The organism is Pseudomonas sp. DR208 (genome assembly GCF_019823005.1).
GTDB classification, from domain to species: Bacteria; Pseudomonadota; Gammaproteobacteria; order Pseudomonadales; family Pseudomonadaceae; genus Aquipseudomonas; species Aquipseudomonas extremorientalis.
The window spans coordinates 636,931-662,624 of record NZ_CP081944.1; the positions used below are offsets into that span (position 1 = coordinate 636,931).

Sequence of the window (25,694 nt, forward strand, 5' to 3'; positions counted from 1 at the left end):
ACCCCCGAGGGGTCACCTCGGGGGTGCTTCAAGCGCTGATCCTACAGCGTTTCCCGGTTCTTCCTTCTTTGTGCTAACCCCTTGTTTTTTCGAAACAAAAGACCCTGGTTCGAGGCGTATTGCCGTGCGCGTGGCTGCGTTAGCATCGCCCCCGAATTTGACTTGGTGCGGGGGATTCATGATCAAACGGTATGGTTCGGCGCTGCTGATCGGCGCTGTCGCTTTCATTCACATGGGCCTGGCCCAGGCCGGTGCAATCGATGACGCCGTTCGGCGCGGCGTGCTGAAAGTCGGCACTACACCCACTTACGTGCCCTTCGAAATGACCGATAATCAGGGGCGCATCGTCGGTTTTGAAATCGACCTGCTCAAGGTCATGAGCCAGGCCCTCGGGGTCGAGCTTGAGCTGGTCGCGGTGCCCTACACCGAACTGGTTACGGGGCTTTTGGCGAAGAAATTCGACCTGATCGGCAGCGGCATGACCGTCACTCAGGAACGTAACCTCAAATTGAATTTCAGCGATTCGTTCATCGTCGTTGGTCAGTCGGTGTTGTTGCACCCAAGCCTTGCGGGCAAGGTCAACGTTGTCGAAGACCTTGACGACGCCAGCTACCGAATTGCTGCCACCGAAGGCACCACGGGCGAGGCGGCGGCCCGACGGTTCCTGGGGGCGGCTCGGATCAGCAGTTTTGCCACGCCCGAGGAAGGGGTGCGCCAGGTGGTGCAGGGCAAGGCTGACGCCTTTATTCATGACGCCCCCTACAACCTGATCGCCCTGAGCCGCCCGGAAAACCACACGCTGTTGGCGCTGGAACAACCCTTCACCTTCGAACCCCTGGCGTTCGGCTTGAAAAAGGGTGATTTCGACAGCCTCAACTGGATCAACCATTTCCTCAATCAGGTGGCGCAGGACGGGACCTATGATCGCTTGCACGACAAGTGGTTTAAAGACACCGACTGGATGGTGGAAATCGACTGAAAGTCATAACTGCTTACATATCAATCCGTTGCCCGGGCTGTCTGCGCGAGTGTCTACCCCTGCGCTTTGCTGCAGCGTTGTGGGGCTTTTCCGACATACGCCGACAACAAATAGCCGTGAAACCTTTGTGACGGCAGACGAGTGGGTTAGGATCGCACCCCGAAATGGTGCAGCCCTTTTGCGCGCCGACCTTACAAGAATGGTTCAGGGGACTTGATGATGAAAAAGTATCTTTCGATGCTGCTGCTCGGCGTCACCGCGCTGGTCGCGGCCAATGCGGCCCAGGCCGGCGCGATCGACGATGCCGTCAAGCGCGGTACGCTGAAGGTCGGCATGGACCCGACCTACATGCCGTTCGAAATGACAGACAAACGCGGCGAAATCATCGGTTTCGAAGTCGACATCCTCAAGGCCATGGCCAAATCCATGGGCGTCAAGCTGGAGCTGGTCTCCACCGGCTACGACGGCATCATCCCGGCCTTCCTGACCGGCAAGTTCGACATGATCGGCAGCGGCATGACCCTGACCCAGGAACGCAACCTGCGCCTGAACTTCAGCGAACCCTTCATCGTGGTCGGCCAGACCCTGCTGATCCGCAAGGAGCTGGAAGGCACCGTCAAGTCCTACAAAGACCTGAACGACGAGAAATACCGCCTCACCTCCAAGCTGGGCACCACCGGTGAAATGGTCGCCAAGAAGCTGATCTCCAAGGCCAAGTACCACGGCTACGACAACGAGCAGGAAGGCGTGCTGGACGTGGTCAACGGCAAGGCCGATGCCTTTGTGTATGACGCGCCGTACAACGTGGTCGCCGAGAAGAAAGTCGGTAACGGCAAGCTGGTGTTCCTGGAAGAACCCTTCACCTTCGAACCGCTGGCGTTTGGTTTGAAGAAGGGCGACTACGACAGCATCAACTTCATCAACAACTTCCTGCACCAGATCCGTAACGACGGCACCTACGATCGCATCCATGACAAGTGGTTCAAGAGCTCCGAGTGGCTCAAGGACATGGAATAACGCTTCAGACCGAGTTGCCTGTATCGCAGGCAAGCCAGCTCCTACATTTGACGGTGTTCACACATCAACATGTGGGAGGGGGCTTGCCCGCGATGGCGGCCTCACAGGCAACACAAATCGCGGAAAGTGAAATGAAACAGAAAAAAGCCCAATGGCCCTGGCACCTGCTGACCGTGGTCGTGCTGGTCGGCCTGGCCGGCGCCTTGTACTACGCCACTTCGCTGATGTCCTACGAGTGGCGTTGGAACCGTGTACCGCAATACTTCGCCTACCAGGCCGAAACGTCCCAGCGTGCCGCTGACATCTCCACCGTGGTCGAGCTGGTACGCAAAGGCGATGTAGCCGAGGTGACCCTGCGCAACGACGCGGGCGCCGAGCAAAAGCTGACCGTGGCCGACAACAGCCTGCAGGTGGCCCGTGGCGACGATGTGGCTGAAGGCGATGTGGTCGGCGTGACCCGGCAGTGGGCGTTGGGCCCGTTGATGTGGGGCTTGTGGACCACGCTGTGGTTGTCGGTGGTGTCCGGCATCCTCGGTTTGGCGATCGGGCTGGCGACTGGTTTGTGTCGCTTGTCCAGCAACCCGACCCTGCGGGATCTGTCGACGATCTACGTCGAACTGGTACGTGGTACGCCGCTGTTGGTGCAGATCTTCATTTTCTATTTCTTTATCGGCACGGTGCTCAACCTGTCCCGGGAGTTTGCCGGCATCGCGGCGCTGTCGTTGTTTACCGGTGCCTACGTGGCGGAAATCGTCCGCGCCGGCGTGCAGTCCATCACCCGTGGCCAGAACGAAGCTGCCCGTTCCCTGGGCCTGAGTGCCAGTCAGTCGATGCGCCACGTGGTATTGCCGCAGGCGTTCAAGCGTGTGCTGCCGCCGTTGGCCGGGCAATTTATCAGCCTGGTGAAGGACACGTCCCTGGTGTCGGTGATCGCGATTACCGAGCTGCTCAAGAGCGGTCGTGAAGTCATCACCACCTCGTTCTCACCGTTTGAAATCCTGTTCTGTGTTGCAGGCCTGTACCTGCTGATCAACCTGCCGCTGTCGAAAATGGCCAGCCGGCTTGAGCGGAGGCTCGCACAAAGTGATTGAAGTCCGCGATCTGGTAAAAGTCTTCGACACCCGTGGCCACGTGGTCCGCGCGGTGGACCACGTCACCACGCATGTGGCCAAGGGCGAAGTGCTGGTGGTGATCGGCCCCTCCGGTTCCGGCAAGTCCACCTTCCTGCGTTGCCTTAACGGCCTGGAAGAGTTCGATTCCGGCTCAGTGAGCATCGACGGCTTGCAATTGGCTGATCCGAAGACCGATGTGAACGCCTATCGCCGTGAAGTCGGCATGGTGTTCCAGCACTTCAACCTGTTCCCCCACATGACCGTGCTGGAGAACCTGTGCCTGGCGCAAAAAGTCGTGCGCAAGCGTGGCAAGCAGGAGCGCGAGGCCAAGGCCCTGGCGCTGCTGGAAAAGGTCGGTATTGCACAGAAGGCCAATGAGTTTCCGTCACGCCTGTCCGGCGGCCAGCAGCAACGGGTTGCGATTGCCCGGGCCCTGGCGATGGAGCCCAAGGTGATGCTGTTCGACGAACCCACTTCGGCGCTGGACCCGGAAATGGTCGGCGAAGTATTGGACGTGATGAAGACCCTGGCCCTGGAAGGCATGACCATGGTCTGCGTCACCCACGAAATGGGCTTTGCCCGTGAGGTGGCCGATCGCGTGCTGTTCTTCGACCATGGCAAGTTGCTCGAAGATGCCGCCCCGGCCGAGTTCTTCGATGCACCCAAAGACCCACGGGCCCAGGCGTTCCTGCGCCAGGTTCTGTAAGGCTCAGAGCCTGAATTTGCCGACCAGCGTCTGCAAGTCCAGGCTCAGTTTGGTCAGTTGGACGCTCGCCGCCGCCGTTTCCTCGCTGGCGGCGGCGGTCTGTTCCGATACATCCCGCACCTTCAACACGCTGCGATTGATCTCTTCAGCCACTGCACTTTGCTGTTCGGCCGCCGCGGCAATCTGCGGGTTCATTTCCTGGATCACCGAGACCGTGCGCGCAATCGCCGCCAAGGCGTCACCTGCGTCGCGGGTCAGCCCGACACTGTAGTCGGTCAGGCTGCGGCTGCTGTCCATGATGTCGGCGACTTGCTGGGTGCCGGTCTGCAACCCCTGGATCAGTCCTTCGATTTCTTCGGCCGATTCCTGGGTGCGCTGTGCAAGGCTGCGTACTTCATCGGCCACCACCGCAAAGCCTTCGCCGGCCGTGCCCGCGCGTGCGGCTTCGATGGCGGCGTTCAGCGCCAGCAGGTTGGTCTGCTGGGACACCGATTTGATCACGTCCAGCACACTGCCGATCTTCTGGCTTTCTTGCTGTAACGCCAGCATCGCCCGGCCCGCGAGGGCCATCTCATCTGCCAGTTGGCTTATCTGCTCAACGGCCTGGGTCACCACCTTCTCCCCGGCGCTGGCTTGCAGATCGGCTTCGTTCGCCGCGACCGAGGCTTGCTCGGCGTGCCGGGCAACTTCCTGTGTGGTGGCGAGCATTTCGTTCATGGCGGTGGCCACTTGATCGGTTTCGTCTTTTTGGTGGTTGATGCCGGTGTGACTGTGTTCGGTAACGGCCGACAGCTGTGTGGCGGCGCTGGCGACCTGGCGGGCGCTGTCGCCGATGCCGCTGATCAGGCTGCGCAGGTTGCGGTTCATGTCACTGATAGTTCGCTGCAATTGCCCCAACTCATCGCGGCGTTCCACTTGGATGTCATGGCTGAGATCGCCCTGGGCGATGCGGTTGGCAGACACCAGCACCTGGCGTAGCGGCACGGCGATCTGGCGGGCGATCCACCAGGCTGCGAGGGCACCGAGCAGCAGGGCAGCCACCGTGACGCTGATGAGCAGTGTCCGGGTGTCGTCGGCTTCCTTGCCGCGCTTGAGAATCTGGCTATTGCTCACCGCTTCGCTGTGTTCAAGCAACTGGTTGAGCTGCGTTTCAAACCGCCCCTGCGCAGTTTCGGTGGTGAGCTGAGCGTCCTTGAGCTTGGTCAACTGCGCGCGATAGTTCGCCAGGTCGGTTTTAAGCAAGGTGGAATCGATCGGCAGGTCTGTCACCGCCGCTTGGGCAATGTCCAGGGCATCGAGGGCCTGGCCGACGGCTTCGGCATAGGCTTGCAGCGATTCCTCCGCCCAGGCGGGGCTGCGGGCGCGGTCCTCGGCTTGCTCCATAGCCTGGCGCAGGTTCTCGATGGCATCCAGTGCCTGCTGGTCCTGCTGGTCAGGCAGTTCGCTGGCCAGTTGTACAAGCGTGTCGCTGGCCTGGAGTGCTGTGGCGTGGAGGGGGGAGCGCAAGTTCTCGCGCGCCTGGACCAACGGCGGCAGCTCCACCAGCGCCGCCTTGAAGCTGGCCGACAGGCGTTCCGCTTCCTGGACGCGCTGCAAGTCGGCTGGGTCTTTCAGATGGGTTGACAGGAAGCCGAGGTGCTCATCGATCTGAACGACTTGCCTCTTCATTTTGTCCAGGCTGGCCGTGTCCGCCAGGGTCCGGTACACGATACGGTCCGCACGCATGGCTTCAGCAACAACCGACAGTTGGCTCAAGGCAGTCAGGTTGCCTGAGCGGAACAACACCGCATTCAGGGCTTGCCAGCCGGCCACGGCGATGGCGAAGCTGAGCATGAGCACCTGGCCAAACCCCAGGGCGAGCTTGAGGCGGACGCTGGCATTGACCAGCCAACGGGTCAGTAGAGGAAGCATGGTGAACCTCCAAATCTGAAAAAGCGTTTCGCGACAAAAGAAACGCTAATTCGATTCGGAGTATTGCTGGGCTGATAACCGCGTAGGAAATTTCACAAGGTGCTGATTAGATGCGGAAGCGCCCCACCAGTGTCTGCAGGTAAATGCCCAGGCGTGCGAGCTCGGCACTGGAGGCGGCGGTTTCTTCACTGGCCGAAGAGGTTTGTTCCGACACATCGCGCACGTTCAATACGCTGCGGTTGATCTCCTCAGCCACCGCACTTTGCTGTTCTGCGGCAGTGGCAATCTGCGAGTTCATCGCCTGGATGGTCGAGACCGTGCGCGTGATGCTCGCCAACGCGCTGCCGGCACGACGGGTCAGCTCGACGCTGCTGTCAGTGAGGCCACGGCTGTTGTCCATGATGGTCGCGACCTGCTGGGTGCCGCTCTGCAGGCCGACGATCAGCTCTTCGATCTCTTCGGTGGACTTCTGTGTACGCTGGGCCAGGCTGCGCACCTCATCCGCCACCACGGCGAAGCCTCGCCCGGCTTCCCCGGCACGTGCGGCCTCAATCGCGGCGTTGAGGGCCAGCAGGTTGGTTTGCTGGGCAACGGACTTGATCACATCAAGCACGCTGCCGATCTTGTCGCTTTCACGCTTCAGGTCGCCCATGGCAACGGTGGAGTTGCCCACCTCGGTGGCCAGGCGTTCGATCTGGGCGATGGCTTCACCCACCACCTTGTCACCCTCACGGGCCTGTTGATCGGCGGCCACGGCCGCTTCAGAGGCTTCCTCGGCGTTGCGCGCGACTTCCTGCACGGTGGCGGCCATTTCGTTCATGGCGGTGGCGACCTGGTCGGTCTCGACCTTCTGGCTGTTGACGCCGGCACTGGTCTGTTCGGTCACGGCCGACAGCTGCTCGGCGGCGCTGGCGATCTGGGTGACACCCTCGCTGATCCCGCCGATCAGCTCCCGCAGGCCGACGGTCATGCTTTGCATGGCGCGTTGCAACTGGCCCAGTTCATCCTGGCGCACGGAAGTGAGGTTGTGGCTGAGGTCGCCGGAGGCCACGCGTTCGGCCACCTGCAGCGTCTGGTTCAGCGGAAGAATGATCTGGCGGGTGATTGCCCAGGCGGCCACCAGGCCGAAGATCAACGCCAGCACGGTCGCCAGCAGCAACAGTTGTTTGGCATGTGCGGCATCGGTGTCGCGCACCACGGTTTGCGACGTGGTGAGTTGTTCGCTGTGGCTCTGCAGAGTGTCGCCCTGGGCGCTCATGATTTTCAGCGCGGCAGCGGCGGCCGTCTGTGAGTCGCGGTACTGGCTGACGGCAGCGCGGTAGGCTTGCAGCGAAGTGCTGGCCTCCTGCAGGTTGGCCTGGTACTGCGCGGGCAGTTGTCCTTCGAGTTCGGTGATTTTCTTCAGGGCATTGTCGATGGCATCCAGGGCCGGTTGCTCGGCCTCGACCTTGCCGCTGTAGGTGTAGCCACGCACTTGGAAGCGCGCTTGCTGGATCAGTTTGCTCAGGTCGACCACGCTGTTGAACTGGGTGACGCTATCGCCTTGCAGCAGGGATTTTTCCACCTCACTGACCTTGGCCACGGCGTTGTCGGCGGTGTCGCCCAGCCTGCTGCGCGCACCTTCACGCTTGAGCCCGGCCTGGACCATGGCGCCAAAGGCTTTTTTGTATTGGTTCAGGGCATCCTGTTGCTGTTCCACCAGGGCCTTGTCGGCGGGTTGCTCGATCAGGTCGGCGGCGGTTTTGAGGCCGCTGTCCAGTTTGGCGATCAAGCCGTTGACCGCGTCCGTGCCTTGTTCGCCGCGACGCATTTCGAAGTCCAGGCGCGCCAGGCGCAAGTCCTTGGTCAGCCCGTTGAGGCTGGAGATATAACCCAGCTTGTCACCGCGACTGGTGACATCCCCCAAGCCGGTCCAACCGGTGAAGGTGATCATCAGCGTGAGCAGCAATACCAGGCCGAAGCCCACGCCGAGTTTGGTTTTGACGCTGACATTCCCCAGCTTTTCGGCTAACCAACGATACATGCTGCGAACTCCCCTGGAACAAGGCTTGGACTTATTCAAAGGGTATCGGCCGGCATGCGCAATTCTGTAGTGAAGCTGTACCCGTGTGGGAGGGGGCTCAGGGCGGTCAGAAGAGGCGGGCGAGCAGGGCGGTGACGGCGGTTTCGACGCGCAGGATGCGGGCGCCGAGTTGTACCGGCTGCAAGCCGGCCTTGGCCAGCAGGTCCACTTCGTAGGGAATCCAGCCGCCCTCGGGACCAATCGCCAGAGTCACTGGCTCGTCGAGGCCGCGGGGGCAGGCTGGGTAGTCGCCAGGATGACCGACCAGGCCCAGGGTGCCTTCAACCAGTGCCGGCAGGTGGTCTTCGACAAACGGCTTGAAGCGCTTCTCGATAATGATCTCGGGCAGCACCGTGTCCCGCGCCTGTTCCAGGCCGAGGATCAATTGCTCGCGAATCGCCTCGGGCTCCAGGAAGGGGGTTTGCCAGAAGCTCTTCTCGACCCGGTAACTGTTGACCAGCACTACTTTGGGCACGCCCATGGCCGCTACGGTCTGCAGCACTCGGCGCAGCATCTTCGGGCGCGGCAGGGCCAGCAGCAGGGTCAGCGGCAGTTTGGCCGGCGGCGGTTGGTCGAAGCTCACATGCAACTCGGCTTCACTGGCCTCCAGGCGCAGCAGTTGGGCATTGCCCATCAACCCGCCGATGCGGCCGACGCGCAGGTTGTCGCCTACGGCGGCGCGGTGGACTTCCTGCATGTGCACCAGGCGCCGATCACGCAGCACCACGCGGTCGGCCGCGATGAAGTCGGCCTCCTCCAGCAGCAACAGGTTCACGGCTGGGTCGCTGGCGGCTGGTCGTCGTCGCGCTGGTCGTCCGGGTGTTCGCCGCGCTTGCTGATCAGGCTGCTGAACAGGATGCCGATCTCGAACAGCATCCACATCGGCACGGCCAGCAGGGTCTGGGAGAAGATGTCCGGCGGCGTGAGGATCATGCCGACCACGAAGCAGCCGATGATCACGTACGGGCGAATCTTCTTCAGGTACGCCACGTTGACCACGCCGATCCATACCAGCAGCACCACGGCCACCGGAATTTCGAAGGCCACGCCAAAGGCGAAGAACAACGTCATCACGAAGTCGAGGTAGCTGGTGATGTCGGTCATCATTTCCACACCGGCCGGGGTGGCGGCGGCGAAGAACTTGAAGATCAGCGGGAACACCAGGAAGTAGGCGAACGCCATGCCGGTGTAGAACAGCAGGATGCTCGACACCAATAACGGCACCGCGATGCGTTTCTCGTGCTTGTACAGGCCCGGCGCGATGAAGCCCCAGATCTGGTGCAGGATCACCGGGATCGCCAGGAACAGCGAGACCATCATGGTCAGCTTCAGCGGCGTGAGGAACGGCGACGACACATCGGTGGCGATCATCGTCGCGCCGGCCGGCAGGTACTGGCGCAGCGGCGTGGAGACAAAGGTGTAGATCTGCTGGGTAAAGGCGAACAACCCGGCAAAGATGATGAAGATGGCCGCTACGCAACGCAGCAGGCGGGTACGCAGCTCGGTGAGGTGCGAGACCAGCGGCATGTGCTGGTCGTTTTCCGGTTTATCAGCGCTCATGGGGCTCGCGGCGGCAATGTAGGGTCATGGGGCGCGGGCGACGCGACAGGCGTCGGCGCAGGCTCGGTTGGCGCGGAGGGTGCCACGGGAGCGGCTTCAACGGACGGCGCGATGCTGTTTTGAGCCGCAGGTTCGACCGGTTTGGCAGGCTCCTGCACGGGCGACAGAATCTTGCGGGCTTCCTGCTCCAACGAGAGGATGTGCTCGTTGTGCAGTTGCCGGCGGATCTCGTCGGCGCCGATTTCCCGTTCAACTTCCTGTTTGATGGCGTTGAAACTGCGTTTCAGGCGCCCGATCCACAGGCCGGCCGTGCGCGCTGCACCGGGCAGGCGTTCCGGCCCCAATACCAGCAGGGCCACGAGGCCGACGAGCAGCAGTTCAGAGAAGCTGATACCAAACATTAGTCAGTGCTCACGAGTCTTTGCGGGTCGGCTCTTCGACTTTCTCAGCCTGTACGTCGAAAGTACGACGCTCGCTGATTGGCTGGGTAGCCTGCGGGTGCACAGGCTGCGCCGGAGGCACGGGGTTGACGGCAGGGTCGGCCGGCTTTTCGTCGTCGTTCATGGCTTTACGGAAGCCCTTGATCGACTCGCCCACATCGGTGCCCAGGTTCTTGAGTTTCTTGGTGCCGAATACCAGTACCACGACCACCAGAATGACGATCCAGTGTTTCCAGTCAAAAATGCCCATGCTGCGTATCCTCTAGTCTTGGTTATTCAGGCGGACGGGCGCGAGGCCTTCTCGGCGTGCCCGGACAAGCCGAAGCGACGGTCCAGTTCATCCAGCACAGCCTGTGGGTGCTGCCCCAGTTGGGCGAGCATGACCAGGCTATGGAACCACAGGTCGGCGGTCTCGTAGATGACATCGCTGCAGTCGCCGCTGAGCTGCGCATCCTTGGCGGCGATGATGGTCTCGATGGACTCTTCGCCAAGTTTTTCCAGAATCTTGTTCAGGCCCTTGTGGTACAGGCTGGCGACGTAGGAGCTGTCGGCGTCCGCGCCTTTGCGGTCTTCCAGCACCTGGGCCACACGGTTCAGGGTATCGCTCATGTCTAGTGTCCTGCCGAGTAGATAGCGTGCGGGTCTTTGAGCACCGGCTCCACGACTTTCCATTCGCCGTTCTCGAACACGCGATAGAAGCAGCTGTGACGGCCGGTGTGGCAGGCGATGTCGCCGATCTGCTCGACCATCAGGATCACCACGTCGGCGTCGCAGTCGATGCGCATCTCGTGCAGGGTCTGCACGTGCCCGGACTCTTCGCCCTTGCGCCACAGTTTGCCACGCGAGCGTGACCAGTAGATGGCACGCTGCTCAGTGGCGGTGAGGCTCAGGGCCTCGCGGTTCATCCAGGCCATCATCAGCACGCGCCCGGTCTTGTAGTCCTGGGCAATGGCCGGCACCAGGCCGTCACTGTCCCACTTGATCTCGTCCAGCCAGTCTTTCATGTTCAGCTCCGGCAATTTGCGACAGTGTATAACCGGATTGGCTATCGACGCACGATCAGATAAACACCCACGGCGACCATGATGCCGGCCGGCCAGTGGCCCAGTGGGTTCAGCGGGCCACCAATGGCGAGCATGACTCCGCCGACCAGATGCGCGGCGCCCAGCAGGCGCAGGAACCAGTCGTCCTTGGGCTTCTTCCAGGGCGGCGACGGGTCCTTGGCGTGGGGTTGGGACATGCGCTCCAAAAGGTCGCGGGTCATGTTGGCCAGATGCGGCAGTTGCTCCATCTGGCTGTGCAGGTTGCCGAGCATGGTTTTCGGGCTCATACGCTCGCGCATCCAGCGTTCGAGGAACGGCTGTGCGGTGTTCCACAGGTCGAGGTCCGGGTACAGCTGGCGGCCCAGGCCTTCGATGTTCAGCAGGGTTTTCTGCAATAGCACCAATTGTGGCTGCACTTCCATATTGAAGCGCCGCGCGGTCTGGAACAGGCGCATCAGCACCTGGCCGAAGGAAATATCTTTTAACGGTTTTTCGAAGATTGGCTCGCACACCGTGCGGATCGCCGCTTCGAACTCGTTGAGCTTGGTCTCGGCCGGCACCCAACCCGAGTCGATGTGCAATTGCGCCACACGGCGGTAGTCGCGCTTGAAGAAGGCGAACAGGTTGCGCGCCAGGTAGTCCTGGTCTTCCGGAGTCAGGCTGCCGACGATGCCGCAGTCGATCGCGATGTACTGCGGGCTCCACGGGTTGACCGTGCTCACGAAGATGTTGCCCGGGTGCATGTCGGCGTGGAAGAAACTGTCGCGGAACACCTGGGTGAAGAAGATCTCCACGCCACGCTCGGCAAGCATCTTCATGTCGGTGCGCTGGTCGGCCAGGGTCGCGAGGTCGGTGACCTGCACGCCATAGATGCGCTCCATCACCAGTACTTTCGGGCGGCACCAGTCCCAGTACACTTGCGGCACGTACAGCAGCGGCGAGCCTTCGAAGTTGCGCTTGAGCTGGCTGGCGTTGGCCGCTTCGCGCAGCAGGTCGAGTTCGTCGTAGATGGTTTTTTCGTAGTCGGCGACCACGTCCACCGGGTGCAGCAGGCGTGCGTCGGCGCTGAAACGCTCGGCAGCGCGGGCGAGGATGAACAGCCACGCCAAGTCCTGGCCGATGATCGGCTTGAGGCCGGGGCGGATCACCTTCACCACCACTTCTTCGCCGGTCTTGAGTTGCGCGGCGTGCACCTGGGCGACCGAGGCCGAGGCCAGCGGGTCGACGTCGAAACGGCTGAACACGTCGCGGATCTTCTTGCCCAGTTGCGCTTCGATGAGCTTCATCGATTGCTGGGAGTCGAACGGCGGCACGCGGTCCTGCAGCAGCATCAGCTCGTCGGCGATGTCTTCGGGCAGCAGGTCGCGGCGGGTCGAGAGGATCTGCCCGAACTTGATGAAGATCGGCCCCAGGTCCTGCAAGGCCAGGCGCAGGCGCGCGCCTCTGCTGAGTTCCAGCTGTTTGCGCGGGAACCAGCGCCATGGCAGCACATAGCGCACGGCGAGCAGGAACCACGGCAGGGGCAGGGCGAACAGCAGGTCATCGAGGCGGTAGCGGATTACGACGCGCTGGATACGAAACAAACGGCGGACGGCGAGCAGCTTCATGCGTTATCGCTTGGATCAAGGGAGCGGCTCAGGCGCTCGAAGCGCGCCTCAAGGCGTTCCAGGTCGATTTTGGCCTTGTCGAGTTCACGAAAGCGCGCTTGCGCTTCCCGCTCCCCGACCAGGGTGCGCGATTCTTCGCTCAGGTATTCGGCGAGGTTCTGGTTGAGGCTGGCGAACCCTTGCTGGTACCAGCGCGAACGGCTGCGCAGGTGTCCGCTGATCAACTGGGTGGCGACGGGGCCGATCCAGCGCGACAGTTCGTATTCCCAGTCCAGTTCCAGGTCCTGCAGGATGGCGGCGAGGTCCATCAGCACCGAGCTGTCGCCCTCCAGCTCGACTTCGGCGCTGTGCAGGATGGCGGTCTTGTTGCGGCTCAGGGCCAGGTGCAACAGGCTCGATGCCGGCGCACGCAGCGTGCAGTCGGCGTCGGCGGCCCACTGGGTCGCAAGCATCAGGCCTTCATCGCTGGGCAGGATAAACAGCTGCAAGCGGGGGCTGCGGCAATCGACGGCAATGACTTTACCGTTGAGGTGCGCAAGCCGTGCCAGGGCGGTGCTGTCCAGGCGCAGCACACGGTTGAGGCCGTGTTCAACGCTGGCGAGAAGGCCTTTGATCAGCATCAGGGCTTGATGCCGCGATGCAGGGCGACGATACCCGAGGTCATGTTGTGGTAGGTCACGCGGTCGAAACCGGCCTCTACCATCATCGACTTCAGGGTTTCCTGGTCGGGGTGCATGCGGATCGATTCGGCCAGGTAGCGATAGCTGTCCGGGTCATTGAGCACCAGCTTGCCCACCAGTGGCATGAAGGCGAACGAGTAGGTGTCGTAGACCTTGGACATCACCGCATTGGTCGGCTTGGAGAACTCCAGCACCAACAGGCGGCCACCCGGCTTGAGTACGCGCAGCATCGAGCGGATCGCGTCTTCCTTATGGGTCACGTTGCGCAGGCCGAAGGCGATAGTCACGCAGTCGAAATGGTTGTCCGGGAATGGCAGCTTCTCGGCATCCGCCTGGACGAACTCGATATTGCCGGCCACGCCTTTATCCAGCAGGCGATCGCGACCGACCTTGAGCATCGAACTGTTGATGTCGGCCAGCACCACCTGGCCGGTCGGGCCGACGAGCTTGGAGAACTTGGCCGCCAGATCGCCCGTGCCGCCGGCGATGTCCAGTACGCGGTTGCCGGGGCGAACGCCCGACAACTCGATGGTGAACCGCTTCCACAGGCGGTGCATGCCGCCCGACAGCACGTCGTTCATCAAGTCGTACTTGGCTGCCACGGAGTGGAACACCTCAGCGACTTTTTCCGCTTTTTGGCTTTCCGGGACGTTCTTGAAGCCGAAGTGAGTGGTGGGTTCGGCATCGCTGCCTTTGCGCTGATCAGTCATATCGCTGTCACCAAAAGAGAATGCGGGACATGATAATCCCCAAGGCCTGCTTTGTCTTGGCAAGGCTGACGGTAAGATGGGCGGTCAGCGAGACCTTTTGCCGCATCGAAGGTATCCAAGTCCCTATAAAGAGGAGTCATTGCAATGGCCCGTATAACTGTTGAGCGTGCACATTCCCTGGGTAAAGAGGGCGCGCGGGCAAAGGCCGACAAGTTGGCGCACAAACTCAAGGAGCAATACGGCCTGGAGCCGTCGTGGTCCGGCGATACCTTGAATCTCAAGCGTTCGGGGGTTAAAGGCACGGTATTAGTCGCTGAGGATTCGCTGCGCATTGATGTGGAGCTGGGGCTGTTGATGTCGGCCATGAGTGGCACCATCAAGTCCGAAATCGAAAAGGCCCTGGATAAGGCGCTGGCGTGATCCCATTGTTCTTAGGGTGCCGATTCTAATTTTCCCGCCTACTTTGTGCCCAAGCCCTCAACTCCTGTGGGCCGTTCCTCCCCCCTATTCTGCGTGAGGTGCACCATGGCCAAAGTTATCCTGAAGAAAAAAATCGACGCCCAGACCACCACCCTGAGCGAGGTCAAGTCCTACGCCCGCAAGATTTGGTTGGCAGGTCTGGGTGCTTACGCCAAGGTCGGAAGCGAGGGCGGCGGGTACTTCAAAGAGCTGGTTAAAACTGGGCAACATGTTGAAAGCAAAGGCAAAAAAGTTGCAGTTGAACAACTTGAGGCCGCCAACAGTCAGATTGACCAAGTAAAGAGTAATGTCTCCGCAGTCAAAGGTCTGGTAGAAGTTCAGCTGGATAAAGTTGAAAAAGCTTTTGATACTCGCGTTGCCAGTGCCTTGAATCGAATCGGCATTGCGTCTAAACATGACGTTGAGACACTCTCTGCTAAGCTCGAAGAGCTGACGACATTGCTAGAACGTGTCGCGCGTAAACACTAAGGAGACATCGGGATGGCTGTTAAAAAGACTACTCAGAAAGAAGGCAGCTCGTGGGTCGGGGAAATTGAAAAATATTCCCGTAAGATCTGGCTTGCTGGTTTAGGCGCGTACTCGAAGGTTAGCAGTGACGGCGGCAAATACTTCGAGACTTTGGTCAAGGACGGCGAGAAGGCCGAGAAGTTGACCAAAACCACGGTTGGAAAAAAAGTTGAAGCGGCCAAGGCAACTGCCGGCTCTGCCAAATCCAGCATTGCTGACACTTGGGAGAAGTTGGAACAGACTTTCGACAAGCGCCTCGCCAGTGCCGTTTCGCGACTGGGCGTGCCGAGTAAAGCTGAACTCAAAACGCTGCACAGCAAGGTCGATACCCTGACCAGGCAAATTGAAAAACTCACCGGCGCCAAAGTGGCTCCGGCGAAAACCGCAGCCGCCAAACCTGCTGCCAAGCCTGCCGCTAAAACAGCAGCGGCCAAACCGGCTGCGAAAACTGCCGCCAAGCCTCTGGTAAAAGCCGCCGCCAAGCCGGCCGCCAAACCAGCGGCCAAGGCTGCTGCGAAGCCAGCCGCCAAAACTGCTGCAGCCAAACCCGCTGCCAAGCCTGTCGCTGCGAAAGCTGCTGCCAAGCCAGCCGCTAAACCAGCGGCTAAACCCGCAGCCAAGGCTGCTGCAAAACCTGCCGCCAAGCCAGCGACCAAAACCGCAGCGGCCAAACCCGCTGCCAAGCCCGCCGCGGCAAAACCTGCCGCCAAGCCGGCCGCCGCAAAACCGGCTGCCAAGCCAGCGGCAAAACCAGCCACCGCGAAGAAGCCTGCGGTAGCGAAAAAACCAGCAGCACCGAAGCCAGCTGTTGCCAAGCCTGCTACTGCGCCAACCGCCTCCACAGCCAACTCGGTGTCCGCGCCGACCCCTGCTGCTGCGACCCCGACTGCAACGCCGGTAACCCCGACGCCATCCAGTCAGTCCTGATTTTTTCCAGGAGACGAAAAATGCCCGGCCTACGAAGGTCGGGCATTTTTTTGCGCCCTTAAGGCCGGTTCGTCAGTTGTAAGTGATGGAAACGGTGACCGCGCTGACCAGGCTGCCCTGAGTGATGGCTTCACCGGTCTTATGGTAAGCCGCCGCGAGGGGAAGTACGGCCTTGTTGCCGTTCGTCGCCACAGTTCGGCTGCGCTGCTCAGGGGTGCCATTGGCGGGGATGGTCGAAAGGGTGGGCGCGCGATGTGTCAGCCACAGCGCAGTGCCTTTTGAGCCGCCGGTATTGGCAAATAACTCGCCGTTGCCCACGGCGGGTGTTCCGGCAAATAGGAAGATCACGTTACGGATATCCGATTCGCAGTCGGCGGTAACCTCGAAGTCGAGCTGGCCGGCGGAGGGGCTCGCGTCCAGGTCGGAAATCTTGATCGTTGGCAACGTAATGTTCCGATTTTCGTCGCCCGCTGCCAGGTTGCAGGTGCCGGCGTTGACTTGTCCGGCGAAACTCAAGGTGCCGGTAGTCGCGGCGTGGGCGGTGAGGCTGACGAGTCCGCCAATCATGGCCATCAGCAGGGGAATGCTTCGAAGGTACATCGGGTTTTCCTCGGGTTTCAGTTAGTTGTAGGTAATGCTGACGGTGGCGGTACTAGCCAGAGTGCCTGGGCTGACCCTGCCGTTTTTGTGGTACGCGGCGCTGAGCGGCAAGACCGCCCGATCACCGGACACCGTCACCGTGCGCTGGTCATTGACGCTGATGGTCTGAGGCACGCCATTGATGCGTGAGTAGAGCCACAGCCCTATGCCTTGGGCGGTGCCCGTATTGGCGAACAGTGCGGTGTTGTCTGGCGCGGGCGTCCCGGTAAAACGAAAGGTGACGCTGCCAGCGTCGGTGCAATTGGCGGTGAGATCGAAGTTCTGAACGCCGGCGTACGGTGCGTCTTTCAAATCGCCGACATTGATCGGGGCAAGTGTGATCAGGCGGTTGACGTCCCCGGCGGCGAGGTCACAAGTGGCGGGAGCCCGGATGAAACGTATGGCGTTGCCGAACACCAATCGAAAACTTTCCGGGACGTTATGCCACCTGTCCTCCCAGAGGCTCCCACTGGGTATGGTCCCGTCTGCCACTGTGCCCATCTTGTAGAACGTGACTTGCGCCGAGGTGAAGCTTTGGACTTTTCCAGGGTACATAACGGTGCTCTGACTGGAGAGCCCGAAGTTTGCCGGCCCGCCATCGGCCCATGTCATCGACACCGTGATACCGATACCGGGTACCTCAGTGCGATAGATGAGTGTGCCGGGGTACAGATCGCGTGCGTAGCGCCCGGTAATCGTCCTCAGCGTCTGCCCCCAGCAATGGGTTGTGAAGCCGGGTGATGTGCCGTTGAACGCCTGTCGCAGGATCACGCCGCCGACAGGAATGCTGTCCGGCACGCTGATTGTCGTGGCCGTATTGAGGGTCAGCGTTGCATCCGGGTACCTGTCACAGGCCGCCTGTGCAGTGATCGATGTGCCCAGGGCCAGTAGTGCCGCCAGGAAGGGGAGGTGATGTTTCATCTTCAGTCCATCGTGAAAAGTGGCTGTGTAAACACGGGATGAACGGCGGGCCGCAGTCATTGGCATGCACCTGCGTCCACCTGAAGCAAGCGGTTGGCGCCCTGTTGTCCACTGACGTCGTAACGAAGCCGGCAGGAAGCGTTTCCCTCGGAGCCCCACTTCACCGCCAGCACCCCCTGGGAGCGCGGTACGCGCGCAAAGGCTTTGCCACCCTGGCCGACCACGCCGACGCTGTCGCCATTCTCGTCGAACACATCGGAACCGAAGGGCAGCAGGCTGCCATCCTTGCGTAATGCAGAGATCAATAAGGCTTGGCCGCTGACGGTGTCGAAGTGCAGTTTCACCACCGAGCCTGCACGGGGGGCGACGTTTTGCGCGGCGCTCTTGAGTTCCACATCTACAGACAGGTCCTTGGGGTCCAACTCGACCACGTTCTGGCGATAAGGTGTGAGGTACGGCACCACGGCATACCCGCCCTTGCCGACCTGGGCGCCGTGATTGCCATTGATCCGCGCACCTTGTGCGCCTGGGGCCTGGACAATGCCAATGGTTTCGCCCAGTTCCGGTGCGAAAATCACACCACCTGCGTGAGCGACGATGCCGCCGGTCATGCCCAGGGACGTTGCGCGGTAGGCGTTGCTCTGGCCGAACCCTGCCGACAGCACGCCGTGGCTGGTCTGGTATTTCATGTCGGCAGAGACCGAATTACTGCGGCCCTGCGTACGGCTACCCCCTACTCCGTAGCTGAATTGGCCGCGCTCGCCCAGGGTGCCGCCGAGGTTCATCCGTTCACCGCTGCTTTGATCGCCGCGATAGACAGTGGTGGTCAGGGTGGGGGAGCGAGCGTCGCTGCCTAAGGGCAGGCTCAGGGTCAGTTCCACTTGCTTGTCGACCCGCTCGCTCAGCAGATCCTTGGTGCGCTGGGCGCTGAGGGTGTAGCGCAGGCCCTTCCAGTTGCCGCTGTAACCGGTGGTAAAGGTCAGGTTGCCGCTGTTGCGGTTCCAGTAGTTTTGCGAGGATCCGGTCAGGTAGACCGTGCCGTTGCTCAAGCTTTGATTGAGGCTGATGTCCATCCTGTCGCGCAGACGCGATACGTTATCCAAGTTGTGCCCGCCGATGGCGAGGTCGCGAACCCGTGCGGCGTCGGCGATGCTCAGAAAGCCTTGCGTGGAGTATCGGTAGGCGCCGAGGGCAAAGTGGGTGCCGGTGTCGGTGAAGTTCTTGCTGTAGCGCAGCTGCACGCTTTGCCCCTGGCGTGAACCGTGGCCCGGTAATGTTGCATCTGAGTGGGTCAGGTCAAGGGAGAGCGCGCCATACGGGGTATTGAATGCCGCGCCCAGCAATTGCGACAAGTAGTCGTCACCTGCCACCGTCCCGGTGTAGCCGGTCACCAGGTTACTGAGGCCGTGCTGGTAAGTGGCTTGTACGAGCCTTGGGGGGTGGCGCAGGCCGATTTCATCCATCCTGCCGACGCTAAGGGAATAGCGGCTGTGGCCAGTGCGCAGCAGATTGGCGTTGGCGGCGAATGGCACTATGAATTCGCGTCGACGGCCATCTGCCTCGGTCACCGTGACGGTCAAGTCGCCGCCATAACCGGTAGGAAACAAATCGTTGAGCACGAACGGGCCAGGAGCGACCGACACTTCATCCAACAACACGCCCCGTTGGCGCACGGTAACCCGTGCATTGGTCTCGGCGATGCCGCGCACGACCGGGGCGAACCCGGTCTGAGAGTCCGGCAGCATCCGATCATCGCTGAACAGGCTGGCGCCACGCAGGCGCACGCTGTCGAACAGTTCGCCTGGGGTATAGATCTCGCCGAGCATCATCTGTGATCGCAGCGGGCTCAACTCGCGCTGCACATAGGTGCTGCTGCGCTGATAGCCCGAGGAGGTATCGGTCTGGCTGAAGCTGCCGCTGTGGCGCCAGTGCCAGTCTCCCAGATTGAGCCCCGTATTCAGGCCCAGGTAATGAGCGTCGACGGAGCGGCCATTTGTGCGGGTCTCAAAGGTGTTGGCGTTGTAGCGCACGAAAGCCGCATCGACCCCGCCGTCCCAGTGCCTGGGGTCGACATAACCGCGCGCTTTACGTGCCAGGTAGATCTGAGGAACCTGCAGGGTCAGGCGGTTTTCGCCCGAGTCGAATTGACCGGTGCTTCCCGGCAGGTAGGTTGAGATGTCTTCGCAGGGTGCAAACGCGGGAGTGGGCGTTTGTCTGGCTTCGGTGGGTTGAGCTTGTGCCGCGTCCAAGTCGATGCCAAACCTGAGCACGACATCCCGCTCCAGGCACATCTGTGCGGAATCTCGGCCCTTTACCGCGACAAACGTGAGGCTTTCGCGCCCAATCCATTGGCCATTGAGATAAACGTCGGTGCGGTAGCTGCCGGGCAGCACGACGTTACCCTGGCTGAATTTGCCTATGTCGACTTGTTGGCCGCCAACCCCATCCGGGAAGAAGGCCGGGTTGAACCTGACATTCTCGACACCTTGGGCGCCCACAGCATAGGCGCTGCTCATCAGTAAAAGGCAGCGCGTCGCAAGCATCAATTGATGACGCGCAAAAGGCCAGTTTCTTAAACTGGCGCGGGTGACAAAACTCATGTGTACCACTTCCAAAAAATAGGGGCTGTCCGAATTCGGGCAATGGGAAGCCCTACCCTGAAAACCGGGCATCAAACGAACGTGTGCAGTGAGGTCAGTAGCGGGGGGCGGGCCAATACGGCGCTAGGCAGCTCTCGGGGTCATGTCGAGACCCGGGCACTGTGGGTATTGCGCACTCCGTAGTCGTCGAGTGTCTGGAACTCCACGGTGGCGGCGCTGCCTGGCGGGGTTTTGAGGCTGGGCAGTTCGAAGCGCGTGCGATCACCCGGCGCCACCATGTTTCCAGCACCTGAAGACGCGGCCTTGCGTGGATGGCGCTGCCGGGACTCCAGCAACTCGACCTGTTCGAAGGTTACGTAGTAAGGCGTGGGGTTATAGACCTCCAGTACCTGGCCTTGCGCGGTCGATTCACGCCGCCATTGCAGTTTTCCCGGCGCCGCGTCGACCCCGGAAGGCAGGTTCGACGGTCGGAAAAACAGCTTGATCCGCGAGCGGAAGGCCAGTTGCAACTGATTGGCCTCCTGGGAGTGCGCGGGCACCTCCAACAGGTTGAGCCAGAACAGACTTTCCTGTTCGGTGGGCAAGGTGTCGCCCGTGTACGCCAGGCGTACGACCTGCTGCTTGCCTGGATCCATGCGAAAGATCGGCGGCGTGGCGATAAACGGCACCGTGGCCCTATCCGGGGTCGAGTGTTCGTCACCGCTGTCCAGCCAGACTTGGACCAGCACGGGTGCCTGGTTCTTGCTTTCGAGCCTGACCGTCACCTCCTTGTCGCGCTGCGGGTAGATGATCCGAGTGGTGCCAATGACCACACTGGCGTGCCCGGCGGCGGCACCAGACAGCGCAAGTGTCAATGCAATGAGACGGGCCACCCAGTGTGAAGTGAAAATGGCATTCATGGTTTTGATCGCCTGGCGCCTGGCTGTGTGACGCTTGCCGAGTGGCGCACGCGGGCACCGAAGTCGCTGACGGCGGTGAATTCGACGTTCAGCGCGCCGGTGGGGTATTCGCGCAACAATGGCAGTACAAACAGTTTCACGTCGCCGCACGGCATCATCAGGCTGTCGTTGGCCTCTTTGTTTGGTGCTTTAGTGAATCGTTTTCCTCCGTTCAGCAAATCCACCGAACTCAGGGAAACATGATATGGCGTGGGGTTGGTGGCTTGCAGGGCGTAGCCATGCTCATGTGCGACCAGTTTCCATTGCAGCTTTGACGCAGCACTGGCTACGGAGTAGGGCAATGCCTGTGGTCGCAGGAACACACGCAAGCGAGTCCGAAATGCCAGTTCGATCTGGTTGCCTTGTTCGGTACCGGCGGTAAGCGGTGGTACTTCCAGCACATTCAGCCAGTAGAGGCTTTCGCGATCGGGGGCTGCGGCCGCTCCGGCATAGCGCAGCCGCAGCGCCTGCTGCTGGTGGGGCTCAATGCGGAAAATCGGTGGCGACAGGGTAAATGGCGTGCGTACCGTCGCGGGCGTCGAGCGGATATCGCCCGTGTCCAGCCAGGCTTGTACCAGCGCTGGACGGTCACCTTTGTTCTCCAGGCGTACCACCACTTCCTGCTGGTCAGCGGGATAGATCACGCGGGTGCCATGCATAATGACCCCGGCCCGGGCGGGAACTGCTTGCAGCAATAACCCCACAACACCACAGGTGTAAAGCACGAGGCAGGCCAGCTTTTTCATGCTCAAAGCTCTCTTCGAATCAAGCGGGTGGGCCTGCCTGGCGGCGGCAGGCCCGTTGCGCGCAAGGCCCGCCAGAGCGGGCCTGCTTTTCTATCAATCGGCGTACACGACCATGAAGCCGACGCGGGTCTTGACAGTACCTTCAGTCGCGGCACCACTGGCGTACATCTGTGCGGCCAATGGGATGACAGCCTGGTTGTCGGCGATGACCACACCTTCGGATTTTTCCGTGTAAACGTTGATCGGAGTGCCATTACGGTTGGTCACCTCAACCTGTACGTTCTTGGCGTTGGTGGTGTCGGACGGGTCATCGTAGCCGTCGATGTTCAAGCGCCCGGTCGCCACATCAATGGCCGGGCTGGTAGGGTCGAATGCAACCATTGCGGTGCGTCCGTTGGTGCAGCCACCTTCGCCAGGTGCGCCTATGCGGATGGTGAAGCCGGTCAGGTTGGCGCGATCACCCGGTTTCTGCAGGCGTGCGGCGGACACGCCACCGAGGTTGACGTCTTTGACCACGGCGCCGGTGCCTGGCGCTGCGCCTTCAATGGTGCAAGTCGTATCGCTCACCAACCCGGTGAAGTTGATGGTTCCGTCGTTGGCAGCCTGTGCCGGCTGCGAAACCGCCGCGGCTAAGGCGAGTACTACGGCGAGGGTAGAGAAAACGTTGACTTTCATAGTGTTCCCAATCGTGAGTTATCTGAGTAACCCGCCACACATTGAAGTGTTGCATCGGTAATTTGTTTCGTTTTTTTACCGAATGGCAGGTGGCAGTAATTTGGCTGGGAACGTTATTTTTGCCTATCGACAGGTCACGAGATTTATCTCGTAAATATTCGAAGTCTAAAATTTTAATTAAAACAATTGTATGTGGTGGTGTCTGTAGGGTTTCAATGTAAGACATGTATGTAGGAATAACTTGTCAGGCGCATGTTGGCTGTTTTTGATGGATTGATTCACGAAAAAGGCTGCGCTATACACTGTTCGTGCAACGAGCATATGTGTACTAATTTTTACTTACTTGAGCGAACTTCCGGGTGTCTGAAATGCACACCATCATGTTGCTGGATAATCATGAAATGGTTCGGCAGGGAATTGAACTGGGCCTGCGCAAAGAGCCCGACCTGGAGGTCATCGGGTCCTTCGGCACATCCAGGGAGTTGCTTGATGCGCTCGGCCAACAACCTGCGGATGTGGTGGTGATGGACTTTACACTGGGGCCGTCAGACATCGATGGCCTCGGCCTGATCCAGATGCTGGGCAGGCGTTTCAAACGTTGCAAGGTGCTCGTTGTGTCATCCCGCTGCACGCGCGCAACGGTGATACTGGCGTTGAAGGCCGGGAGCTTTGGAGTGCTGGGCAAGACCGAACACCTCACGGAATTGATCGTGGCTATTCGGACTGTCGCCCAGGGGCGGATTTACCTGCAGCGTTGCATGTTGTCGGTGCTGCGGGAGGGAGAGTCTGTTCTGGCACGGGAGAATATCAAGTCGACACTTGAAAATGCACTGCCGGTACGATTGAGCGGCGCCTTGACCCCCAGGGAACAGGAGGTCCTGCGTTGTTTTCTGGACGGAATGTCCGTGAATTCAATTGCGGCAAAGTTTTCGCGTAGCGCGAGTACTATCAGTACACAAAAACAGTCGGCGTATCGGAAGTTGGGTATCAGGACTGACAGTGAGCTTTTTATGTTTACCAAGCAGTTTGGTCGTCCTGATTAACGCCGCGTGGTTTGAATGTTTGACTTGCGCGAGTATTTAAATCGGCCTGTCCAGATAACGCAGGGCCAATTGCTCAGTTGTCTGGCGTGCCGGCGATAGCAGATGGGGCGCCACCAGCATCATGATCTGGTAAACCACCACCTGTACTTCGCCTTCACGATCGAGAATCCGTTGGTAATCCAGGGAGAACAGCAAGGTCATGGTGATCTGCTCCACCAGTTGCCCCAGGGCCTGGGTGCTACTGACCAGTTGTCCTGCCGTCTTCAACCGCGCCAGCAATGACGCCAGGGTCCGTTTCAGCGCCGTCAGCAGGTTGCGAATGCCCTTGGCCAGCTTCGGCAGGCGCCCTGCCAGATTCGACAGGTCCTGAAACAGAAACCGATAATGCGCCATGCGCTCGACAATCAAGTGCAAGAACAGCCAGTAATCCTCGGCTTCCAATTGCGCGTCTGGCGGTGGGTCCAGCAGGGGCGCCAGCTCATTCTGGAAACGCTCGAACAGCCCCAGGACCAGCGGCTCCTTGCCATGGAAGTGGTAGTAGAGGTTGCCGGGGCTGATCCCCATTTCATTGGCCACCTCCATGGTCGACACGTTGGGTTCGCCCTTCTGGTTGAACAGTTGCAGGGCGCATTCAAGGATACGGTCGCGGGTCTTCATCCAGTCTTCTTAAGGTGATCGTTGAGCTCAGCGCACGCGCACGTAAGTGCCCGGTGCCGCTTCCATCGGTGGGTAATTCTGGTTGCCCAGGGCGGTGAGGGTTTCGCGTTGTACGCCGGAACGCTGTTGGATCCATTCCAGCCAACGCGGCCACCAGCTGCCTTCGACGTGGTTGGCGTCGTAATACCAGGCGCGTGGGTCGCTGCTCAGCTTGAGGTTCTCGACGTAGTTGGCCTTGGGGTTGCCCGGCGGGTTGAGAATGCTCTGGATATGCCCGCTGTTGGACAGCACGAAGCGCCGCTCGCCGCCCAGCAACTGAGTGGAGCGATACACCGCATCCCACGGCGTGATGTGGTCGTTGATGCCGGCCACGCTGAAACTGTCCACCGTGACCTTCTGCAAATCGATGGGCGTGCCACACACTTCCAGGCCGCCCGGATGGCTCAGTGGGTTGTGCTTGAAGAAGTCCAGCAGGTCGCCGTGCAAGGCGGCGGGCAGGCGCGTGTTGTCGTTGTTCCAGTACAGGATGTCGAAGGCCGGTGGCTCCTTGCCCAGCAGGTAATTGTTGATCCAGTAGTTCCAGATCAGGTCATTGGGGCGCATCCAGGCAAATACCTTGGCCATGTCGCGGCCGTCGAGCACGCCTTGCTGGTAGGAGCGACGCTTGGCGGCTTCCAGGGTCTGCTCGTCGGCGAAAAGGGTGGCGGGGCTGTCGATCTGGCTGTCCAGCAGGCTCACCAGGTAACTTGCGCTGGAGATGCGGCGCAGCTGGCGCTTGGCCTGTAGGTGGCCTTGCAGCGCGGCGATGGTCAGGCCGCCGGCGCAGGCGCCTATCAGGTTGACCTCGCGGGCGCCGCTGATCGCGCGACAGACGTTGAGTGCTTCCTCCAGCGCGGCGACATAGGTGGAAAGGCCCCATTCGCGATGCCGCACATCCGGATTGCGCCAGCTGACCATGAAGGTCTGCAGGCCGTTTTTCAGGGCGTACTGCACAAAGCTGTTGGCCGGGCTCAGGTCGAAAATGTAGAACTTGTTGATTTGCGGCGGCACGACCAGCAGCGGCTTGGCGTACTGTTTTTCGCTCATGGGCTTGTACTGGATCAGCTCCAGCAGCTCATTGCGAAACACCACCGAACCGGGGGTGGTGGCGACCGTCTTGCCCACTTCGAAAGCGTGCTTGCTCACCTGGCGTGGCAGGCCATTGTTGTGCAGCAGGTCTTCGACCAGGTTGGTCACCCCGCGCACCACGCTGTTGCCGCCGGAGTTGAGCAGCTCCTTGACCGCCAACGGATTGAGCAGGGTGTTGGACGGCGAGACCGCATCGTTGAGCAATGAGAAGGCAAAGTGCGCACGGGCCCGGTCATCGTCGCTGAGGGTGCTGTCATCGATCCAGTGACGTGTCTGCTTCTGCCAGCTCAGATAGGCCTGCAGGCTGCGGCGGTACAGGGGGCTTAGCTTCCAGGTGGGGTCGTTGAAGCGGCTGTCGTTGGGGTTGGGTTCGTGCACGGTTTCACCGAGCAGTACGCGGCCCAGTTGCCCGCTCAGCGCCCAGGCATGCCGAACGGTATGCACCGGGTTGCGCAGGCCATGGGCAGCCACGCTGCGCAGCGTCGACAGCAAATCCCGGCCGCGCAGGCCGGTGATCGCATTTTGCGCGTTGATGAACGCGGCGGGTGTGGGCGCCGGGTTCGTCACGGGTCTTTCTCGCATGAGCCAACACTCCTTCGTCAAGCC

General features: G+C 60.8%; 27 protein-coding genes and 1 pseudogene. 8 read left to right on the top strand and 20 right to left on the bottom strand.

Annotation, left to right across the window (positions count from 1 at the left end; genetic code table 11):
- The first annotated feature begins 178 nt into the window (after nucleotides 1–178).
- From K5K89_RS02790 to K5K89_RS02805, 4 genes are all read left to right on the top strand, one after another.
- The gene (locus K5K89_RS02790) at nucleotides 179–979 is read left to right on the top strand and encodes a transporter substrate-binding domain-containing protein (protein ID WP_222540820.1); all 801 of its coding nucleotides are present in this window, start codon (nucleotides 179–181) and stop codon (nucleotides 977–979) included.
- Between the two features lie 219 nt (nucleotides 980–1,198).
- Nucleotides 1,199–1,996, top strand: coding sequence for a transporter substrate-binding domain-containing protein (locus K5K89_RS02795; protein ID WP_071492533.1), 798 nt, complete (start codon nucleotides 1,199–1,201; stop codon nucleotides 1,994–1,996).
- Nucleotides 1,997–2,127: 131 nt separating this feature from the next.
- On the top strand, nucleotides 2,128–3,087 hold the full coding sequence (locus tag K5K89_RS02800) for an amino acid ABC transporter permease (protein WP_071492396.1): 960 nt from the start codon (nucleotides 2,128–2,130) through the stop codon (nucleotides 3,085–3,087).
- Nucleotides 3,080–3,814, top strand: a complete 735-nt coding sequence (locus tag K5K89_RS02805) for an amino acid ABC transporter ATP-binding protein (protein ID WP_071492395.1) — start codon at nucleotides 3,080–3,082, stop codon at nucleotides 3,812–3,814. Before K5K89_RS02800 ends, K5K89_RS02805 begins: the two co-directional genes overlap by 8 nt.
- Nucleotides 3,815–3,817: 3 nt before the next feature.
- Here the strand turns inward: K5K89_RS02805 and K5K89_RS02810 are convergent, their stop codons facing one another.
- From K5K89_RS02810 to ubiE, 12 genes and pseudogenes are all read right to left on the bottom strand, one after another.
- Entirely contained in the window at nucleotides 3,818–5,725 is a 1,908-nt protein-coding gene (locus K5K89_RS02810) for a methyl-accepting chemotaxis protein (RefSeq protein ID WP_222540821.1), read from the bottom strand.
- A 106-nt stretch (nucleotides 5,726–5,831) separates the two neighbouring features.
- The gene (locus K5K89_RS28840; protein ID WP_371322038.1) at nucleotides 5,832–6,704 is read right to left on the bottom strand and encodes a methyl-accepting chemotaxis protein; all 873 of its coding nucleotides are present in this window, start codon (nucleotides 6,702–6,704) and stop codon (nucleotides 5,832–5,834) included.
- Nucleotides 6,690–7,748, bottom strand: a pseudogene (locus tag K5K89_RS28845) (methyl-accepting chemotaxis protein); the annotation flags it as partial. The gene K5K89_RS28840 and the pseudogene K5K89_RS28845, both read right to left, overlap by 15 nt.
- A 106-nt stretch (nucleotides 7,749–7,854) precedes the next feature.
- Nucleotides 7,855–8,562 (bottom strand): 16S rRNA (uracil(1498)-N(3))-methyltransferase, encoded by a 708-nt coding sequence (locus tag K5K89_RS02820; RefSeq protein WP_222540822.1) that lies wholly within the window; start codon nucleotides 8,560–8,562, stop codon nucleotides 7,855–7,857.
- Nucleotides 8,559–9,347 carry a twin-arginine translocase subunit TatC gene (tatC, locus tag K5K89_RS02825; protein WP_058423693.1) on the bottom strand — a complete coding sequence of 263 codons (789 nt, stop codon included), beginning with the start codon at nucleotides 9,345–9,347 and terminating at the stop codon, nucleotides 8,559–8,561. The genes K5K89_RS02820 and tatC overlap by 4 nt, the downstream gene beginning before the upstream one ends.
- A complete protein-coding gene (tatB, locus tag K5K89_RS02830) occupies nucleotides 9,344–9,748 on the bottom strand; it encodes a Sec-independent protein translocase protein TatB (protein ID WP_222540823.1) in 405 nt (134 codons plus the stop codon). Before tatB ends, tatC begins: the two co-directional genes overlap by 4 nt.
- A gap of 10 nt (nucleotides 9,749–9,758) precedes the next feature.
- On the bottom strand, nucleotides 9,759–10,037 hold the full coding sequence (locus tag K5K89_RS02835) for a twin-arginine translocase TatA/TatE family subunit (protein WP_071492390.1): 279 nt from the start codon (nucleotides 10,035–10,037) through the stop codon (nucleotides 9,759–9,761).
- A gap of 26 nt (nucleotides 10,038–10,063) precedes the next feature.
- On the bottom strand, nucleotides 10,064–10,396 hold the full coding sequence (locus tag K5K89_RS02840; protein ID WP_071492389.1) for a phosphoribosyl-ATP diphosphatase: 333 nt from the start codon (nucleotides 10,394–10,396) through the stop codon (nucleotides 10,064–10,066).
- Between the two features lie 2 nt (nucleotides 10,397–10,398).
- Nucleotides 10,399–10,791 (bottom strand): phosphoribosyl-AMP cyclohydrolase, encoded by a 393-nt coding sequence (hisI, locus tag K5K89_RS02845; RefSeq protein ID WP_058423690.1) that lies wholly within the window; start codon nucleotides 10,789–10,791, stop codon nucleotides 10,399–10,401.
- A gap of 41 nt (nucleotides 10,792–10,832) precedes the next feature.
- Entirely contained in the window at nucleotides 10,833–12,437 is a 1,605-nt protein-coding gene (gene ubiB, locus K5K89_RS02850) for a ubiquinone biosynthesis regulatory protein kinase UbiB (RefSeq protein WP_222540824.1), read from the bottom strand.
- On the bottom strand, nucleotides 12,434–13,057 hold the full coding sequence (locus K5K89_RS02855) for an SCP2 domain-containing protein (protein WP_071492387.1): 624 nt from the start codon (nucleotides 13,055–13,057) through the stop codon (nucleotides 12,434–12,436). Before K5K89_RS02855 ends, ubiB begins: the two co-directional genes overlap by 4 nt.
- Entirely contained in the window at nucleotides 13,057–13,827 is a 771-nt protein-coding gene (gene ubiE / locus K5K89_RS02860) for a bifunctional demethylmenaquinone methyltransferase/2-methoxy-6-polyprenyl-1,4-benzoquinol methylase UbiE (protein WP_016972732.1), read from the bottom strand. Before ubiE ends, K5K89_RS02855 begins: the two co-directional genes overlap by 1 nt.
- A 144-nt stretch (nucleotides 13,828–13,971) precedes the next feature.
- Between ubiE and K5K89_RS02865 the strand changes: the two genes are divergently transcribed.
- The 3 genes from K5K89_RS02865 to K5K89_RS02875 all read left to right on the top strand — a co-directional run bounded on the left by K5K89_RS02865 (nucleotide 13,972) and on the right by K5K89_RS02875 (nucleotide 15,741).
- Nucleotides 13,972–14,247 (top strand): polyhydroxyalkanoic acid system family protein, encoded by a 276-nt coding sequence (locus K5K89_RS02865; RefSeq protein ID WP_071492386.1) that lies wholly within the window; start codon nucleotides 13,972–13,974, stop codon nucleotides 14,245–14,247.
- 105 nt (nucleotides 14,248–14,352) lie between these two features.
- Entirely contained in the window at nucleotides 14,353–14,775 is a 423-nt protein-coding gene (locus tag K5K89_RS02870; RefSeq protein ID WP_222540825.1) for a phasin family protein, read from the top strand.
- A gap of 12 nt (nucleotides 14,776–14,787) precedes the next feature.
- Entirely contained in the window at nucleotides 14,788–15,741 is a 954-nt protein-coding gene (locus tag K5K89_RS02875) for a phasin family protein (RefSeq protein WP_222540826.1), read from the top strand.
- A gap of 72 nt (nucleotides 15,742–15,813) precedes the next feature.
- Here K5K89_RS02875 and K5K89_RS02880 read toward each other — a convergent pair whose 3' ends face one another.
- From K5K89_RS02880 to K5K89_RS02905, 6 genes are all read right to left on the bottom strand, one after another.
- Nucleotides 15,814–16,341, bottom strand: coding sequence for a fimbrial protein (locus tag K5K89_RS02880; RefSeq protein ID WP_071492384.1), 528 nt, complete (start codon nucleotides 16,339–16,341; stop codon nucleotides 15,814–15,816).
- 21 nt (nucleotides 16,342–16,362) lie between these two features.
- The gene (locus K5K89_RS02885; RefSeq protein ID WP_261400898.1) at nucleotides 16,363–17,361 is read right to left on the bottom strand and encodes a fimbrial protein; all 999 of its coding nucleotides are present in this window, start codon (nucleotides 17,359–17,361) and stop codon (nucleotides 16,363–16,365) included.
- Nucleotides 17,358–19,901, bottom strand: a complete 2,544-nt coding sequence (locus K5K89_RS02890; protein WP_222540827.1) for a fimbria/pilus outer membrane usher protein — start codon at nucleotides 19,899–19,901, stop codon at nucleotides 17,358–17,360. Before K5K89_RS02890 ends, K5K89_RS02885 begins: the two co-directional genes overlap by 4 nt.
- 140 nt (nucleotides 19,902–20,041) lie before the next feature.
- Nucleotides 20,042–20,800, bottom strand: coding sequence for a molecular chaperone (locus K5K89_RS02895; protein WP_071492381.1), 759 nt, complete (start codon nucleotides 20,798–20,800; stop codon nucleotides 20,042–20,044).
- Nucleotides 20,797–21,585: a fimbria/pilus periplasmic chaperone gene (locus tag K5K89_RS02900; protein ID WP_222540828.1), complete on the bottom strand. Its 789-nt coding sequence runs from the start codon at nucleotides 21,583–21,585 to the stop codon at nucleotides 20,797–20,799. Before K5K89_RS02900 ends, K5K89_RS02895 begins: the two co-directional genes overlap by 4 nt.
- A 93-nt stretch (nucleotides 21,586–21,678) precedes the next feature.
- A complete protein-coding gene (locus K5K89_RS02905) occupies nucleotides 21,679–22,260 on the bottom strand; it encodes a fimbrial protein (protein WP_071492379.1) in 582 nt (193 codons plus the stop codon).
- 368 nt (nucleotides 22,261–22,628) lie between these two features.
- Here K5K89_RS02905 and K5K89_RS02910 point away from each other — a divergent pair, with 368 nt between their 5' ends.
- Nucleotides 22,629–23,303 carry a response regulator transcription factor gene (locus K5K89_RS02910; protein WP_231999479.1) on the top strand — a complete coding sequence of 225 codons (675 nt, stop codon included), beginning with the start codon at nucleotides 22,629–22,631 and terminating at the stop codon, nucleotides 23,301–23,303.
- 36 nt (nucleotides 23,304–23,339) lie between these two features.
- Here K5K89_RS02910 and K5K89_RS02915 read toward each other — a convergent pair whose 3' ends face one another.
- A complete protein-coding gene (locus tag K5K89_RS02915; RefSeq protein ID WP_071492378.1) occupies nucleotides 23,340–23,960 on the bottom strand; it encodes a TetR/AcrR family transcriptional regulator in 621 nt (206 codons plus the stop codon).
- Between the two features lie 27 nt (nucleotides 23,961–23,987).
- Nucleotides 23,988–25,670, bottom strand: a complete 1,683-nt coding sequence (gene phaC, locus K5K89_RS02920) for a class II poly(R)-hydroxyalkanoic acid synthase (RefSeq protein WP_222540829.1) — start codon at nucleotides 25,668–25,670, stop codon at nucleotides 23,988–23,990.
- Nucleotides 25,671–25,694: the final 24 nt, after the last annotated feature.